This is a genomic window from Thiohalorhabdus sp. Cl-TMA, from assembly GCF_041821045.1.
Taxonomy (GTDB): domain Bacteria; phylum Pseudomonadota; class Gammaproteobacteria; order Thiohalorhabdales; family Thiohalorhabdaceae; genus Thiohalorhabdus; species Thiohalorhabdus methylotropha.
In genome coordinates, this window is the sequence record NZ_JBGUAW010000009.1 from 58,199 (window position 1) to 73,603 (window position 15,405).

Genomic DNA, 15,405 nt, shown 5'->3' on the forward strand with positions numbered 1-15,405 from the left:
ATAGGCCGTACCCGCGTTCCCCCGCGGGATGCATATGCCGGAGCGAGTCATGAATATCCGCCGACTGAACAGCACGGACAGCCGTTTCTCCCAGGATCTGAACGCCCTGCTGGCCTGGGAGGAGGAGGCGGACCGCGAGGTGGAATCCACGGTCCGCACCATCCTCGACCGGGTGCGCGACGAGGGCGACGAGGCGGTGCTGCAATACACCCAGCAGTTCGACCGGGTGGAGCACACCACCATGGCCGCCCTGGAGATCAGCCGCGACCGCATGGAGGCGGCCCTGGAGCGCATCCCGGCCGAGCAGCGCGAGGCCCTGGAGGGTGCCGCCGCCCGGATCCGCGACTTCCACGCCCGGCAGAAGGACCGGGGCTGGTCCTACGTGGACGACTCCGGGACCCGGCTCGGCCAGAAGGTGACCCCCCTGGACAAGGTGGGCGTGTATATCCCCGGCGGCACCGCCGCCTATCCTTCCACGGTCCTGATGAACGTCATCCCGGCCAAGGTCGCCGGGGTGGGCGAGATCGTCATGACCGTGCCCACCCCGGGCGGAGAGGTGCACGACCTGGTGCTGGCCGCCGCCGCGGTGGCCGGCGTGGACCTGGCCTTCACCATCGGTGGCGCCCAGGCGGTGGGGGCGCTGGCCTACGGCACCGGGACCGTGCCGGGGGTGGACAAGATCGTGGGTCCCGGCAACCGCTACGTGGCCACCGCCAAGCGGCTGGTGTTCGGCCGCGTGGGCATCGACATGATCGCCGGCCCCAGCGAGATCGTGGTGGTCAGCGATGGCGGGACCGACCCCGACTGGCTGGCCATGGATCTGCTCTCCCAGGCCGAGCACGACGAGCACGCGCAGGCGATCCTCATAACGCCCGACGCGCAGAGCCTGGAGAAGGTGGCCGACAGCCTGCGCAGCCTGGTGGAGACCCTGAATCGTGCCGAGATCGCCCGCCGTTCCCTGGAGGGCCGGGGGGCGCTCATCCAGGTGGCCGACCTCAGGGAGGCGGTGCAGGTTGCCAACCGCATCGCCCCCGAGCACCTGGAGCTGTCCGTGGCCGAGCCCGACGCCCTGCTGGAGGAGGTGCGGCACGCCGGCGCGGTGTTCCTGGGAGCGCATACCGCCGAGGTGATGGGCGACTACGTGGCCGGACCCAATCACGTGCTGCCCACCGAGGGCACGGCCCGCTTCAGCTCGCCGCTCGGTGTCTACGATTTCCAGAAGCGCACCAGCCTGATCGGCTGCAGTGGCGATTCGGCGAAGGAGCTGGGACGCATGGCCTCGGTGCTCGCCCGCGCCGAGGGGCTCACCGCCCACGCCCACTCCGCGGACTACCGCGTGCGGGCCGGAAAGCAGGAGAAGGGAGAATGAGCGCCCGTAGCGCCGAGGTTTTTCGTAGCACTGCAGAGACGGACATCCGGGTGGTCATCGACCTGGATGGCGCAGGACAGTGTGACTCCCGCACCGGCGTGCCTTTCCTCGATCACATGCTCGACCAGATCGCCCGCCACGGGTCCATGGACCTCACCGTGCGCGCCGAGGGGGACCTGGAGATCGATGCCCACCACACGGTGGAGGATGTGGGCATCACCCTCGGGCAGGCGCTCACGCAGGCGGTGGGCGATAAGCGCGGCATCTACCGCTACGGCCACGCCTATTGCCCGTTGGATGAATCCCTGTCCCGGGCGGTGGTGGACCTCTCCGGCCGGCCGGGCCTGGAATACCACCTGCTGTTCCAGCGCGGCTGGATCGGCGATTTCGATGTGGACCTGCTCAAGGAGTTCTTCCAGGGACTGGTGAACCACGCCACCATGACCCTGCACCTGGACAACCTGCGCGGCCACAACGCCCACCACATCGCCGAGTCCGCCTTCAAGGCATTCGGCCGGGCGCTGCGCTTCGCCGTCGCCGAGGATCCCCGCTCCGGGGGCGCGGTTCCCTCCACCAAGGGCAGCCTGTGATGGCCAATCGCATCGCCGTTATCGACTACGGCATGGGCAATCTCCGTTCCGTGTCCAAGGCGCTGGAGCACGCCGGCGGCGACGTGACCATCGCCACCTCGCGGGCCGAGGTGGCGGCCGCCGACCGGGTGGTCTTCCCCGGTGTGGGGGCCATCCGTGACTGTGTTGCCGCCGTCGACGAGCAAGGGCTGCGCGAGGCGGTGGTGGAGGCCGCCGCCAGCAAGCCCTTCCTCGGCATCTGCCTGGGCATGCAGGCGCTCATGGAGACCTCCCTGGAGTACGGCGAGCACGCCGCCCTCGGCCTCCTGCCCGGACGGGTGGTGCCCTTCCCCGAGGAGGCCATGGTGGATGGCGAGGGACACCGGCTGAAGATCCCGCACATGGGCTGGAACCGGGTCCACTTCATGGAGGCCGAGCATCCCCTGTGGGCCGGGATCGGCGACGGCAGCCACTTCTACTTCGTCCACTCCTACATCGTGGAACCGGCCGGGCCCGAGCTCATCGCCGGAGCCACCATCTACGGCATCCAGTTTACCTCGGCGGTGGCCCGGGAGAACGTCTTCGCCACCCAGTTCCACCCGGAGAAGAGCTCCGGGCACGGTCTCCAGCTGCTGGCCAACTTCATCGCCTGGGACCCCGCACACGCCAAGGAGGCGGGCCAATGCTGCTGATCCCCGCCATCGACCTCAAGGACGGCGCCTGCGTGCGCCTGCGCCAGGGGGAGATGAGCGATTCCACGGTGTACTCCGAAGACCCGTCCGCGACGGCGCGAAGGTGGCTGGAAGCCGGTGCCCGGCGCCTGCATATCGTCGACCTCAATGGTGCCTTCGCCGGGCGGCCGGAGAACGAGCCGGCCATCCGCGCCATCACCGAGGCGGCGGGGTCGGTGCCCGTGCAGCTCGGCGGCGGCATTCGCGACCTGGAGACCATCGAGGCCCACCTCAACGCCGGGATCAGCTACGTGATCCTGGGCACCGCGGCCGTGCGGAATCCCGGTTTCGTGCGCCAGGCCGCCACCGAGTTCCCCGGGCATGTCATGGTGGGCCTCGATGCCCGTGACGGAAAGGTGGCCGTGGAGGGCTGGTCCAAGGTGACCGGGCACGACGTGGCGGACTTGGCCAAGAAGTTCGAGGATTACGGCGTGGAGGCCATCGTCTACACGGACATTGGTCGGGATGGCATGCTTTCCGGGCCCAACGTGGGGGCCACCGCGGCGCTGGCCCGTTCGCTGCGGATTCCGGTCATCGCCTCCGGTGGCATCCACACCCTGGAGGACATCCGGGCTTTGAAGGACGTGGAGGAGGAAGGGGTGAGCGGCGCCATAACCGGCCGGGCCATCTACGAGGGCACCCTGGACTTCGCCGAGGCGCGTGAGGTGGCGCAAGACCATGCTGGCTAAGCGCGTGATCCCCTGCTTGGACGTGGACGCCGGCCGGGTGGTGAAGGGCGTGCGCTTCACCGAGATCCGCGACGCCGGCGATCCCGTGGAGATCGCCCGCCGCTACGACGAGGCCGGTGCGGACGAGCTGGTGTTCCTGGATATCACCGCCAGCCACGAGGGGCGCGATACCATCGTCGAGGTGGTGGAGCAGGTGGCCGCACAGGTGTTCATTCCCCTCACCGTGGGCGGCGGCGTGCGCACCAGCGACGACGTGAAGCGGCTGCTGCGGGCGGGCGCCGACAAGGTGGCCATCAACACCGCCGCGGTGAAGGATCCGGAGGTGGTTACCCAGGCTGCTCAGCGGTTCGGATCGCAATGCATCGTGGTGGCCGTCGACGCCAAGCGGGTTGGTGAGGGCGAGTGGCACGTGTTTACCCACGGCGGGCGGACGGATACGGGTATCGACGCCGTCGCCTGGGCCCGGGAGGTGACCGAGCGCGGCGCCGGTGAGATCCTGCTCACCAGCATGGATCGGGACGGCACCAAGGACGGCTTCGACCTGGCTCTGACCCGCACGGTGGCCGACTCCGTCGCGGTCCCGGTGATTGCCTCCGGGGGCGTGGGAAATCTGGACCACCTGGTGGAGGGGGTGCGCGACGGTGGCGCGGACGCGGTCCTTGCGGCCTCCATCTTCCACTTCGGCGAGCACTCGGTGGCGGAGGCCAAAGCGGCCCTGGCCGCCGCGGGGATCGAGGTGCGGCAATGAGCGCGGAGAATGACTGGCTCGACGCGGTCAAATGGGATGCCCAGGGCTTGGTGGTGGCCATCGCCCAGGAGATGCAGACGGGTGAGATCCTCATGCAGGCCTACATGAACCGGGAGGCGCTGGAGACCACCCTGCGCGACGGTTATGCAACCTATTGGTCCCGGTCCCGGTCCAAGCTGTGGCGGAAGGGGGAGAGCTCCGGGCATCTCCAGGCCGTGGAGGAAATCCGGCTGGACTGCGACAATGACACCGTGCTGCTTCGGGTGCGCCAGACCGGTCCGGCTTGCCACACCGGTCGGGCCAACTGTTTCTTCCAGCGCCTGGAGGACGGCGCCTGGGTGAAGACCGAGCCCGTTCCCCCCGCCCGGTCCGGGGAGTCGGCAAGCGCCGGCCGGGAGGTTCTGGACCGGGTCGCGGCCATCCTGGAGGAGCGCAAGACCGCGCCCGCGGAGGATTCCTACGTGGCCTCCCTCTACGCCAAGGGCCGCAATAAGATCCTCGAGAAGGTCGGCGAGGAGGCCACCGAGGTCCTGCTGGCCGCCAAGGACGGCGAGAAGGATCGCGAGGCGCTGGTCTCGGAAACGGCGGACCTGTGGTTCCATTGCATGGTGATGCTCGCCGAGCAGGGGCTGAGTCCGGAAGCGGTGCTCGACGAGCTGGATCGCCGCTTCGGCACTTCCGGACACACGGAAAAGGCGGCCCGGGGCGGCGCCGGGTGAGCCGGCGGCCGCCTGCATTCGCAATCAAACCTAATGAGGAAGGGCCATGTTTGGTGGATTCGGCATTCCCGAGCTGTTAATCGTCCTGGTCATCGTGCTGGTGTTCTTCGGCGCCGGGAAGCTGCCCGAGATCGGCAGCGCCCTGGGCAAGGGCATCCGCGGCTTCCGGCAGTCCATGGACGACGGCGAGTCCAAGGACGAGAAGAAGGATCCGGATAGCCTGGAGCACGACAAGGGCGAGACCATCGAGGGCAGCACGGTGGGCCAGAAGGAAGAAGAGAAGAAATAGCCACCTCCCTTTATCCCGCGCCGGGGCCCATGGTCCCGGGGCGCGCCTTTTGAGGTTCCCTTCGGGCCATGTTTGATATCGGCTTCATCGAGATGCTGGTCATCGGCCTCATCCTCCTGCTGGTGGTGGGTCCCGAACGCCTCCCGGAGGTGGCCCGCACGGTGGGCGGCTGGGTCCATGAGGCCAAGAAATACCTGGACGGCATGAAGTCGGAGCTGGACCGGGACCTCAATCTGAGCGAGCTGCAGCGGGAAACCCGGGAGTCCTTCGAACGGACCCGAAGCTCCCTGGACGACCTCGACCGCGATACCCGCGAATCCACCGACCTTTCCCGGGCCCCCGCGGGGGACGCATCCGACTCCGCCGGGGACGGGGGGCAGGGGCCGGCGGACCGCTCCGTGGCGGCGGAGGATCCGGAGCCGTCCGCCGGGCAGCAGGGCAACGGAGCCCGCTCCGACCCGGAATCCGGGGAGGTGGCCGATGCGGAACAGGAGGCCGCCGATGACATGGAGCGGGAGCTGAACCAGGACCAACCGCAGGACCAGCGGCACCGTGACTGACCCAAGCGAGAACTCGGATACCCTGGTCGGTCACCTCCTGGAGCTGAAGTCCCGGCTCACGCGGGCCCTGGCCGGCGTTCTGGTGGGCTTCCTGGCGGCCTATCCGTTCAAGGAACGGATCTTCGAATTCTTCATCGCCCCCATGACCCGGGTCCTGCCCGAAAAGTCCTCCTTCATATTCACCAACCCCGGGGAAGCCTTCTTTACCTATCTCAAGGTCAGCCTTCTGACCGGTTTCCTGCTGGCCATTCCGGTGGTGATGTACCAATTCTGGGCCTTCGTGGCCCCCGGCCTCTACAAGAACGAGCGCCGGTTATTCTTCCCCATGCTGATCCTGTCCATCTTCCTCTTCCTGTTCGGGGCGGCCTTCAGCTTCTTCCTGGTCTTCCCGCTGGCATTCCAGTTCCTGGTGGGCTTCGCCAACGACCAGATCATGGCCATGCCCACCATGAGGGAATACCTGGGCTTCTCGCTGACCCTCATCCTGGCCTTCGGCGCGTCCTTCGAGATCCCCATCGTCTGCATGGCCCTGGTGCGCCTGGGCATGGTCACCGTGGACGGCATGCGTGCCAAGCGCCGGTACGTGTTCGCCGGTGCCTTCGTTTTGGCGGCGCTGATCACCCCGCCCGACGTGATCTCCCAGCTCCTGCTTGGCTTTCCCGTGTGGCTGCTCTACGAGCTTGGCATCGTGCTCTCGCGCTACGTGACTCCGCAGGAGGAGGATACGGAATCCGCGGGCGAGGAGTCCTGAGCGCGGCCCCGCCGTTACCTTTCGGGCGTATTTTCATCGGCGTATTGTCCGCCTGCGAGCCCACCCGGATGATTTGAGGATCGGAAATGGCAGTGGAACTGAACCAGCTTGCCGCCTACTGCAACGATTTCCTTGAAGTGGAGGCGGTAACGGATTTCTGCCCGCAGGGCCTCCAGGTGGAGGGCCGATCACCGGTGCGCTCCATCGTTTCCGGGGTAACCGCCTGCCAGGCGCTGCTCGATGAGGCGGTGGCCGCCGAGGCGGATCTGGTGCTGGTGCATCACGGCTACTTCTGGAAGGGTGAGGACCCCCGTGTGGTGGGCATGAAGGGCCGGCGTCTGCGCACGCTCCTGCGCAATGACCTCTCGCTGCTCGCCTACCACCTACCCCTGGACCGCCACCCGGTGGTGGGCAACAACGCCGAGCTGATGCGGGTGCTGGAAGTGGAGGGCGCCGTGCCCTTCGGCCGGCTCGGCGGAGTGGCCATCGGCATGGGCGGGCAGCTGGCCACCCCCACCGATCCGGGCGTCTTCCTGGAGCGGGTGGAGGGCCGCCTGGAAACCCGGATTCTGCACGTCGCCGGACCCCAGGAGCGGATCCAACGGGTTGCCCTCTGCAGCGGAGGGGCGCCGGATCTGGTGGAGGAGGCCGCGGAGGCCGGCTATGACTGTTACCTGACCGGAGAGTCCAACGAGCGCTCCACGCACATGGCCCGGGAGATGGGGATCCATTTCATCGCCGCCGGCCACCATGCCACCGAGCGTTTCGGTGCCGCCGCCCTGGGCCGGCATTTGGCCGGGGAATTCGGCCTTCAGCACAGGTTCGTGGATATACCCAATCCGGCCTAGACTTTTTCCGGATTTATAAGTATTATTTTATAAAATACTTTTATGGTGCCAAAGACCTGCCTGGCCTTGACCGAATGCCCTTGCATGCAGGAACCTATGCCGGCTAAGAAGCCGGCTTTCCTTTGTTGTGCCCCCGGTTTCGCACGGAATATTCCCTTTGGCGGAGCTTTCTTCGCCCCAGGCCCTTTGTATCCGACCGAATATTGTGATTTCCCGTTCTCGCGATCGAAGCCTTTCCCGTCCTAGGAGGAGCTATGAGTACGGACAGTGTGAACCCCAACCGCCGACGGTTCCTGAACTGGACCGCTGGCGTGGTTGGGGCCGTAGGCGTGGGGTACGCGGCTGTCCCCTTCATCCGGAGCATGTCGCCCAGCGCAGCCGTCATGGCCCAGGCCACCACAACGGTGGACATTTCCAAGATCCAGAAGGGTCAGCGCATCACCGTGATGTGGCAGGGCAAGCCGGTCTGGGTGGTCCGCCGCACGGATGAGATGCTGGAAACCCTCGAAGATCCCAAGGTGGTGCGACAGCTCAAGGACCCCGAATCCTCGGCCTCCGAGCAGCCGGAGTTCGCGGCCAACGACTACCGATCCCGCAAGCCGGAATGGCTGGTGATGATTGCCATCTGCACCCACCTGGGCTGCATTCCCAGCTACCATCCGGAATCCGGCGGTAACTTCTGGTCGGGCACTTGGAAGGGCGGCTTCTTCTGCCCCTGCCATGGTTCCGGCTACGACTTTGCCGGACGGGTCATGGAAGGCAGTCCCGCGCCGCTCAACATGGCGGTTCCCTATTACGAATTCCTCTCCGATAGCGAAATCCGCATCGGCGAGGCCGTGGGCTAAGGGGGAGCAACGTGAACCGAGTGATCGAATGGGTCGATGCCCGCTATCCGCTAATGCGGAACATTCGCGAGCACCTGACCGAGTACTATGCACCGAAGAACTTCAACTTCTTCTACTTCTTCGGCTCCCTGGCGCTGCTGGTGCTGGTGGTGCAGATCCTGTCCGGGATCTGGCTGACCATGCATTACAAACCGGACGCCGACCTGGCCTTCTCTTCCGTCGAGCACATCATGCGCGACGTGAACTACGGCTGGCTGATCCGGTACATGCACTCCACCGGCGCCTCGGCCTTCTTCGTGGTGATCTTCCTCCACATGTTCCGCGGCCTGATGTACGGCTCCTTCAAACAGCCGCGCGAGCTGGTATGGGTGGTGGGCATGCTGATCTACCTGGTGCTCATGGCCGAAGCCTTCATGGGCTACGTGCTGCCCTGGGGCCAGATGTCCTACTGGGGCGCCCAGGTGATCATTAACCTGTTCACCGCCATCCCGTATTTCGGTGCTGATCTGGCGGAATGGATCCGGGGCGGATTCTCCATCGCTGATCCGACCCTGAACCGCCTGTTCGCGCTTCACGTGGTGGCACTGCCCATCGTGCTGCTCGCCCTGGTGGCCGTGCACCTGATCGCCCTGCACGAGGTGGGCTCCAACAACCCCCTCGGCGTGGACATCAAGAAGCACAAGGATGAGAGCGGCAAGCCGTTGGACGGCATTCCCTTCCATCCCTACTACACCGTGAAGGACATCTTCGGCGCGGTGGTGTTCCTGTTCGTGGTGTCGGTGATCGTCTTCTACCTGCCGACCTTCAACGGGATCTTCCTGGAGCACGACAACTTCAAGCAGGCCAACCCGCTCCAGACCCCGGCCCACATCAAGCCGGTGTGGTACTTCGGTACCTTCTACGCCATCCTGCGCGCAGTGCCCGACAAGCTCACCGGCGTGGTGCTTATGTTCCTGGCCATCGCCCTGCTGTTCCTGCTGCCCTGGCTGGACCGGTCCAAGGTCAAATCCTGGAAGCTGCGGCCCATCTACAAGCAGATGGTCATCCTGTTCGGCATCAGCTTCCTGGTGCTGATGTATCTGGGCGCACAACCGGCAACCGCGACCTACACCATGTTCGCGCGGATCTTCACCGTGATTTACTTCGCGTTCTTTATCGCGCTGCCGTTCGTGTCCAAATGGGAAAAGCCGAAACCGGTTCCGGAAAGGGTGACTGAGTGATGAAGAACTGGATCGCAGCTATCGTGATGGGCTTCGTCGCCCTTCCGGGCCTGGCGCAGGCCGCTGGCGGCGAGGCGGATCTCATGCACATGGAGGTGGACTACTCCAAGGAGACCTTGCGGGACGGCGCCAAGACCTTCATGAATAACTGCCTGGGCTGTCACTCCGCCAAGTACTACCGCCTCAAGAACCTGGTGGACGACCTCGGCATGTCCAAGACCATGGTCGAGGACAAGCTCATGTACGGGCTCACCGACGTCAATCAGCACATGATGTCGGCCATGTCGCAGGAGCAGGGGACCGACTGGTTCGGCGCGGCGCCGCCGGATCTGTCCCTGACCTCCCGGGTCCAGGGCACCGACTGGATCTACACCTACCTCCTGCGGTTCTATAAGGATGACGGCGCGGCCACCGGCTGGAACAACCATGTGTTCCCCGAGGTCAGTATGCCCAACGTCCTGTACCACATGACCGAGCAGGCCCCCGGCTACTACGCCGCCATGCCCAAGCCGCATCATGGCGAGGGCGAGGCCGAATATCCGGAAGTGCCCGAGAAGCTCGATCAGAAGGTGCAGAACCTGGTGTCCTTCATGGCCTATCTGGGCGATCCCTCGGTCCTGGCCAGGCATTCCATGGGCCCCTGGGTGCTGCTCTTCCTTGCCGTGCTGGGCGTTCTCACCTATCTGGTGAAGAAGGAGTACTGGCGGGATATCCACTAGAGTCCGGCAGTCCGAGTACGGCCCGAAAAGCCCCGCTTCTCCGGAAGCGGGGCTTTTCTTTGCTCTGGTAGGGGGCGTGCGCGGGGATGGAAGTGGCCGGTGGTTGGCCGTACCCTGGTACGGTCCCGCACAGACACCGGAAGGGGGAATGGTTTGCCCCAGCTGTATATCCGGACGCTCGGCCGCATGGCCGTGCTCCGTGACGGAGAGCCACTGCCCGGCCTCGGGGAGGGCAAGGTCGCCGCGCTCCTCGCCTATCTGGCGGTGGAGCGGGGGCAGCCGCACGAGCGGGAGCGGCTCGCCGGTCTTTTCTGGCCCGAGCAGCCCGGGAGCAGGGCGCGGAACAATCTCCGTCAATCCCTGCACCAGCTGCGGCGGATTCTGGAAGGCGTGGAGGCGATAAGAAGCGATCAGCGGACGGTACGATTCGATCCGCAAGGAGACGTGACGGTGGACGCCGCGTACCTGGAGGCGCCGCTTCCGGAGTGCACGGATCCCGACCGGCCTTTCTACTACGCGGGGCCTTTCCTGGACGGGATCCGCCTCGGCAACGGCATGGAGGAGCTCGAGTCGTGGCTTCGTGCCGTGCGGGAGCGGTTCCACAAGCGCGCGGCCGCTTATATGGAACGATTGGCCGACTGCTGCCGTACCCTCGGCCGGCCGCAGGACGCCCTGCATTACGCCGGACGCTTGGTGGAGGTGGATCCGTGGCACGAGGGGGGGCACCGGCTCATCATGGAGCTCCTGGCGGAGCAGGGCAGGCGGGAGGATGCCCTGGTGCACTACCATAGCCTGGCGGATCTGCTCGGGCGGGAGCTGGGTGTCGCCCCCGAAGAGGAGACGCAAAGGCTCCGCGACAGGCTACGCGGGGCGGGGTCTGGGGAAGTAGGCGCGTCTGAGGTACCTGTCAGGGCGACTCATCCGCCGCCGGGCAGGGTCCGGATCGCGGTGCTTGCGTGCCGCGTCACCTTCCCCGGCGAGCGGGATCCGGAAGCGGCGGCGGCCCGGATCGCCCCCATGGCCCGGGCGGTGGACCGGGTGGCGAAGCGCTACGGAGCGCGGGTTATCCGCCCTCACGGCGGGAATTTCCTCATCTATTTCGGCCTCGGGGAGGATCGCGAGTGGATGGCGGTACATGCCGTCCGGACCGCCCTGCAGCTGCTGGAGGAGAGCGGCGAGGGCGGGGCGGAAATGGAGCCCCCGTTCGATATGCGGCTAGCGGTTCATATGGGGGCGACGGTCCAATTCGACGCCGGTCCGGAAGAGCCGGACGCTTCCGGCATGGTGACCGGACCGGCGTGGGCGGCGGCGGCTCACGCCGGTCCCGGAACGGTGCTTGCTACCGAGCCCGTGCGGCGTGCGGTCAGGGAATTTTTCCAGTTCCACGAGACGGAGATCCGCGTTCAGGATCCCCAGGCCCCCTCCTCGGAGGGCTCCTGGGGCCTGCGCGCGGTGGAGGCTGAGCGAGCCAGCGGCGGCTGGGAGACGGCCGGTCGGTTGGTGGGAAGGGACCGCGAGCTGGACTGGCTCACCAAATGCTGGCGTGACGTGGAGGGGGGACGGGGACGGGCGGTTCTGCTACGCGGGGAGGCCGGGATCGGCAAAACCCGGCTGGTGCGGGCCATGGCCGAACGGCTGAGCGGCCGGACGGGGACTGTACGGGAATACCGCTGCCTGCCCATGCACCAGGACGATCCTTACCATCCCTTCACCGCCGGCGCTTTTCCCGAGCTGCTCGGGCTCGGCGAGTCGGACGACGCTGCGACGCGGATCACCAAAATAGAGCGCTTTCTGGCCGGTTACCCGAGGGTGCCCCGCCAGGGCCCCTATCTGCTGGGCCGGCTTTTCGGACTCCCCGTGGAAGCGCATTATCCGGACCCGGGGCTGACGCCGGCGGAGGAGGGCAGGCGGCTTCGGGAGGTGATCCTGGAGGTGGCCTTCTCCCGGGACCGGGAGGGGCCGCAGGTGCTGGTGGTAGAGGATCTCCACTGGGCCGATCCGTCCACGCTGGCGGTGCTGGAGCGCATGGTTCATCGCCTGACGACGGAGCCGCTCTTCCTCGTCCTGACAGCGCGCCGGATGCCGGAGTGGCAGCTTTCCGCGGGAGAGGCCGTGGAGCTTCTGGACATCCCGCCCCTGGAAGAGGCGCAGGTGGTTTCCCTGATCGCCTGCGCCACCGGCGAGCGCCATCCTCCGGAGCGCCTGTGCCGCAGCGTACAGGAATGGAGCGACGGGATCCCGCTATTCGCGCTGGAGCTGCTGCGGGAGATCCGGGAAGCACCGCCTCCGGAACGCTCCATGCCCTCCATGCCGGAGACCCTGGAAGACATCTTCGGCGCGCGCCTCAGCCGCCTTCCGGAACGGGGTCCGCTCATCCAGCTGGCCGCCACCATCGGCCGGGATTTCCCCGCCTCCCTGCTGGCCCATGCCGCGGGCCTTTCCAGGGGGGAGCTGGACGCGGCCCTGGCGGATCTGGACCGGGAAGGCATCCTGGGCCCCATCGACGCCAGCGGGGGCAACCGGCTCCAGTTCCAGCACGTGCTGCTGCAGGAGGCCGCCTACCGCAGCCAGCTCCACGAGCGGCGGCGGGCCAATCACGCCGCCGTCGCCGCGGCCATAGAAGCCCATCATCCCGACATTGAAAAGAGTCAGCCGGCCTGGCTCGCCCATCACCTGACAGAGGGGGGTAGGGCGGGAGACGCCCTTCCCCCCTGGCTCCAGGCCGCCCGGCAGGCCTGGCGGCAGGTGGCCAATGCCGAGGCAGTGGATCTATGTCTCAAGGGGCTGGAGGCGGCGCGGACCTCCGCGGCGGATACCGGACCCAAGGAGCGGGAATTGCTGTTGATCCTGGGCCGGGCCCGGATGGCACTGCGCGGTTACAGTGCCCCGGAGGTGGAGGCGGCCTTCCGGGGGGCGCTGGACCTCTGCGCACCCGGCGCGGCCCGGGGCGATCGTTTCCAGGCCCTTTGGGGGCTGTGGCTCGGGGCGGCCACCCGCGAGGGGCACGCTCACGCGCTGGAGATCGCCGAGGAGCTGCAATCCCTGGCGGCCAAGCTGGGACCGCCCTACGGCGGTGCCGCCGACTATGCGGTGGGCTGCACCGCCTACTGGCTGGGGGACCTGCAGAGGGTCGAGACCGCGGCGCGGCGCGGCGCTGGGCGGGAGAGCCAGCCGGACGGCCTGGAGGATCCTCTGGCTGGACGAGACCGCGTGGCCCGCTTCGGCCTCGACCCTGCGGCCTTGAGCCTGTGTTATCTGGCCCTCGCCTATTGGCACTTTGGTTATCCGGAGACGGCGGTTACGGTCAGCCGGGACGCATTGGAGGTGGCCGAGGCCCACGGTCACCCCTATTCCCTGGGGGCCGTGCTTGCCTATTGCATGGCGATAGCATTCCTCCGCCAGGATGTGGCGGAGGTCCGCAGGTTTGTCCGGCGGATGGAGCAGCTCGGGGATTCCGCGGGGGGGCCTATCCATTGGGGCTGGGCCTGGCTTCATGCCTCCTGGGCGGATGCGGTGGAAGGCTGGGAGACGGCGACGGGCCCGCTGGTGGAGGGCACTGAGAACATGTGCCGGGGCGCCGCGGGCATGGGAGCGACGGCACTGAACCGCATGGCGGAAGCCCTGGCGCTCCTCGGTCGCGACGCGGAAGCGCGGGCCGTGGTGGCCCGTGGGCTGGATTCGGCCACAGCGGTGGGGGATCGGGTCACCGTGCCCGAGCTGCTCCTGACGCGTGGGCGGATCCGGGCGCGGGAGGAGCCGGAGGCGGCCGAGCAGGACCTGCGTCGGGCCCTGACCCTGGCCGGGGAGATGGGCTCCGTTGGCTACGGGGCCCGCATCGGGAGCCTGCTGGGACGGCTCCTGCTCGGCCAGGGCAGGGAGGGGGAGGCGAGGCGGCTGGCGGCCCCGCTCCATAACGGCCTGAAGGAGGGCCGGGACGGATTGGAAACGGGCTGCCTGGGCCGCCTGCTGTGAATCAGCCCCCGCGCACCTTGGGCAGGCGGTGCAGGGCGGCGTCGATGGCCTCGGCGGGATACTCGTAGTTCTCCAGGGCACCCGAGAAGTACTTGTCGTAGGCCGCCATGTCGAAATGGCCATGGCCGGAGAGGTTGAAAAACAGGGTCTTTTCCTCACCGCTCTCCTTGCAGCGCAGCGCCTCGTCCATGCAGGCCCGGATGGCGTGGTTGGTCTCCGGGGCGGGGATGATGCCCTCCGCCCGGGCGAAGGTGACGCCGGCCCGGAAAGTCTCCACCTGGGGCACGGCGACGGCCTCGAGGAGGCCCTCGTTGTAGAGCTGGGACACCAGGGCCGAATCGCCGTGATAACGCAGGCCGCCGGCATGGATGGACGGCGGCATGAAGTCGTGGCCCAGGGTGTACATGAGGGTCAGCGGCGTCAGGCCCTGGGAATCACCGAAGTCATAGGCGTAGTGGCCGCGGGTTAGGGTGGGGCAGGATGTGGGCTCCACCGCCACCAGCCGGACCTCCTTGCCGGACGCTTTGTCGGCCAGGAAGGGGAAGGCCGCGCCGCCGAAGTTGGAGCCGCCGCCGCATGGGGCGAAGACCATGTCCGGGTAGTCGCCCACCTTGTCGAACTGCTTCTTGGCCTCCAGGCCGATCACCGTCTGGTGCAGGAGCACGTGATTGAGCACGGAGCCCAGGGCGTAGTTGGTGTCCTCGCGCCCCGCGGCGTCCTCCACTGCCTCGGAGATGGCCAGGCCCAGCGATCCGGGGTTTTCCGGATCCTCGGCCAGGGCCTTGCGGCCGGCCTCGGTCCGGTCGGTGGGGCTGGGGAGGACTTCGGCGCCCCAGGTCTGCATCATGGAGCGCCGGAAGGGCTTCTGCTCGTAGCTCACCTTGACCATGTAGACGCGTACGTCCAGGCCGAACATCTCGCCGGCGAAGGCCAGTGAGGAGCCCCACTGACCGGCGCCGGTCTCGGTGGCCAGCCGGGTGAAGCCTTCCCGCTTGTTGTAGTAGGCCTGGGCGATGGCGGAATTGGGCTTGTGCGAGCCGGCGGGGCTGACGCCTTCGTACTTGTAATAGATGCGCGCCGGCGTCCCCAGCGCGGCCTCCAGGCGGTGGGCGCGGTACAGGGGGGCCGGCCGCCACAGCGCATAGGCCTCGCGCACCGGCTCGGGGATCTCGATCCAGCGGTCCGTGGCCACCTCCTGCTCGATGACCCGCTGCGGGAAGATCGCCGACAGTGCCTCCGGCCCCACCGGATTGCCGTCCGGTCCGAGCGGCGGAGCGGGCGGATTGGGCATGTCGGCCACCACGTTGTACCAATGGCGGGGGATCTCGTTCTCTTCGAGGAGGATCTTGGTCTGCACTGCGCGCTCCTTGAACCGC

The 15,405-nt window shown here is 67.2% G+C and carries 15 protein-coding genes; 14 read left to right on the forward strand and 1 reads right to left on the reverse strand.

Annotated features, from left to right (window positions below):
- Positions 1 to 49 precede the first annotated feature (49 nt).
- The 14 genes from hisD (at position 50) to ACERLL_RS13670 (ending at position 14,029) form a co-directional block, all read left to right on the forward strand.
- On the forward strand, positions 50 to 1,369 hold the full coding sequence (gene hisD / locus ACERLL_RS13605; protein WP_373656646.1) for a histidinol dehydrogenase: 1,320 nt from the start codon (positions 50 to 52) through the stop codon (positions 1,367 to 1,369).
- On the forward strand, positions 1,366 to 1,959 hold the full coding sequence (gene hisB, locus ACERLL_RS13610; RefSeq protein ID WP_373656647.1) for an imidazoleglycerol-phosphate dehydratase HisB: 594 nt from the start codon (positions 1,366 to 1,368) through the stop codon (positions 1,957 to 1,959). The genes hisD and hisB overlap by 4 nt, the downstream gene beginning before the upstream one ends.
- Complete coding sequence (gene hisH / locus ACERLL_RS13615; protein ID WP_373656648.1) at positions 1,959 to 2,630, forward strand: imidazole glycerol phosphate synthase subunit HisH; 672 nt, start codon at positions 1,959 to 1,961, stop codon at positions 2,628 to 2,630. Before hisB ends, hisH begins: the two co-directional genes overlap by 1 nt.
- Complete coding sequence (hisA, locus tag ACERLL_RS13620) at positions 2,621 to 3,358, forward strand: 1-(5-phosphoribosyl)-5-[(5-phosphoribosylamino)methylideneamino]imidazole-4-carboxamide isomerase (protein WP_373656649.1); 738 nt, start codon at positions 2,621 to 2,623, stop codon at positions 3,356 to 3,358. The genes hisH and hisA overlap by 10 nt, the downstream gene beginning before the upstream one ends.
- Entirely contained in the window at positions 3,348 to 4,106 is a 759-nt protein-coding gene (gene hisF / locus ACERLL_RS13625; RefSeq protein ID WP_373656650.1) for an imidazole glycerol phosphate synthase subunit HisF, read from the forward strand. Before hisA ends, hisF begins: the two co-directional genes overlap by 11 nt.
- Positions 4,103 to 4,825 (forward strand): bifunctional phosphoribosyl-AMP cyclohydrolase/phosphoribosyl-ATP diphosphatase HisIE, encoded by a 723-nt coding sequence (gene hisIE, locus ACERLL_RS13630; protein ID WP_373656651.1) that lies wholly within the window; start codon positions 4,103 to 4,105, stop codon positions 4,823 to 4,825. Before hisF ends, hisIE begins: the two co-directional genes overlap by 4 nt.
- A 46-nt stretch (positions 4,826 to 4,871) precedes the next feature.
- Positions 4,872 to 5,114 (forward strand): twin-arginine translocase TatA/TatE family subunit, encoded by a 243-nt coding sequence (gene tatA, locus ACERLL_RS13635; protein WP_373656652.1) that lies wholly within the window; start codon positions 4,872 to 4,874, stop codon positions 5,112 to 5,114.
- A 68-nt stretch (positions 5,115 to 5,182) separates the two neighbouring features.
- Entirely contained in the window at positions 5,183 to 5,674 is a 492-nt protein-coding gene (gene tatB / locus ACERLL_RS13640) for a Sec-independent protein translocase protein TatB (protein ID WP_373656653.1), read from the forward strand.
- Complete coding sequence (gene tatC / locus ACERLL_RS13645; protein ID WP_373656654.1) at positions 5,667 to 6,425, forward strand: twin-arginine translocase subunit TatC; 759 nt, start codon at positions 5,667 to 5,669, stop codon at positions 6,423 to 6,425. The genes tatB and tatC overlap by 8 nt, the downstream gene beginning before the upstream one ends.
- Positions 6,426 to 6,511: 86 nt before the next feature.
- Positions 6,512 to 7,273, forward strand: coding sequence for a Nif3-like dinuclear metal center hexameric protein (locus ACERLL_RS13650; protein ID WP_373656655.1), 762 nt, complete (start codon positions 6,512 to 6,514; stop codon positions 7,271 to 7,273).
- 254 nt (positions 7,274 to 7,527) lie between these two features.
- On the forward strand, positions 7,528 to 8,118 hold the full coding sequence (petA, locus tag ACERLL_RS13655) for a ubiquinol-cytochrome c reductase iron-sulfur subunit (protein WP_373656656.1): 591 nt from the start codon (positions 7,528 to 7,530) through the stop codon (positions 8,116 to 8,118).
- 11 nt (positions 8,119 to 8,129) lie between these two features.
- Positions 8,130 to 9,338, forward strand: coding sequence for a cytochrome b (locus tag ACERLL_RS13660; protein WP_373656657.1), 1,209 nt, complete (start codon positions 8,130 to 8,132; stop codon positions 9,336 to 9,338).
- Positions 9,338 to 10,057, forward strand: coding sequence for a cytochrome c1 (locus ACERLL_RS13665; RefSeq protein WP_373656658.1), 720 nt, complete (start codon positions 9,338 to 9,340; stop codon positions 10,055 to 10,057). Before ACERLL_RS13660 ends, ACERLL_RS13665 begins: the two co-directional genes overlap by 1 nt.
- A 153-nt stretch (positions 10,058 to 10,210) precedes the next feature.
- The gene (locus ACERLL_RS13670; protein ID WP_373656659.1) at positions 10,211 to 14,029 is read left to right on the forward strand and encodes an ATP-binding protein; all 3,819 of its coding nucleotides are present in this window, start codon (positions 10,211 to 10,213) and stop codon (positions 14,027 to 14,029) included.
- A gap of 1 nt (position 14,030) precedes the next feature.
- Here the strand turns inward: ACERLL_RS13670 and ACERLL_RS13675 are convergent, their stop codons facing one another.
- On the reverse strand, positions 14,031 to 15,386 hold the full coding sequence (locus tag ACERLL_RS13675) for a TrpB-like pyridoxal phosphate-dependent enzyme (protein WP_373656660.1): 1,356 nt from the start codon (positions 15,384 to 15,386) through the stop codon (positions 14,031 to 14,033).
- Positions 15,387 to 15,405 lie beyond the last annotated feature (19 nt).

Coding starts and splice junctions, on each gene's coding strand:
- hisH (WP_373656648.1), top strand. CDS start 1,959: ATGGCCAATCGCATCGCCGTTATCGACTACGGCATGGGCAATCTCCGT.
- hisB (WP_373656647.1), top strand. CDS start 1,366: ATGAGCGCCCGTAGCGCCGAGGTTTTTCGTAGCACTGCAGAGACGGAC.
- ACERLL_RS13650 (WP_373656655.1), top strand. CDS start 6,512: ATGGCAGTGGAACTGAACCAGCTTGCCGCCTACTGCAACGATTTCCTT.
- ACERLL_RS13665 (WP_373656658.1), top strand. CDS start 9,338: ATGAAGAACTGGATCGCAGCTATCGTGATGGGCTTCGTCGCCCTTCCG.
- hisA (WP_373656649.1), top strand. CDS start 2,621: ATGCTGCTGATCCCCGCCATCGACCTCAAGGACGGCGCCTGCGTGCGC.
- tatA (WP_373656652.1), top strand. CDS start 4,872: ATGTTTGGTGGATTCGGCATTCCCGAGCTGTTAATCGTCCTGGTCATC.
- tatB (WP_373656653.1), top strand. CDS start 5,183: ATGTTTGATATCGGCTTCATCGAGATGCTGGTCATCGGCCTCATCCTC.
- hisF (WP_373656650.1), top strand. CDS start 3,348: ATGCTGGCTAAGCGCGTGATCCCCTGCTTGGACGTGGACGCCGGCCGG.
- hisD (WP_373656646.1), top strand. CDS start 50: ATGAATATCCGCCGACTGAACAGCACGGACAGCCGTTTCTCCCAGGAT.
- petA (WP_373656656.1), top strand. CDS start 7,528: ATGAGTACGGACAGTGTGAACCCCAACCGCCGACGGTTCCTGAACTGG.
- hisIE (WP_373656651.1), top strand. CDS start 4,103: ATGAGCGCGGAGAATGACTGGCTCGACGCGGTCAAATGGGATGCCCAG.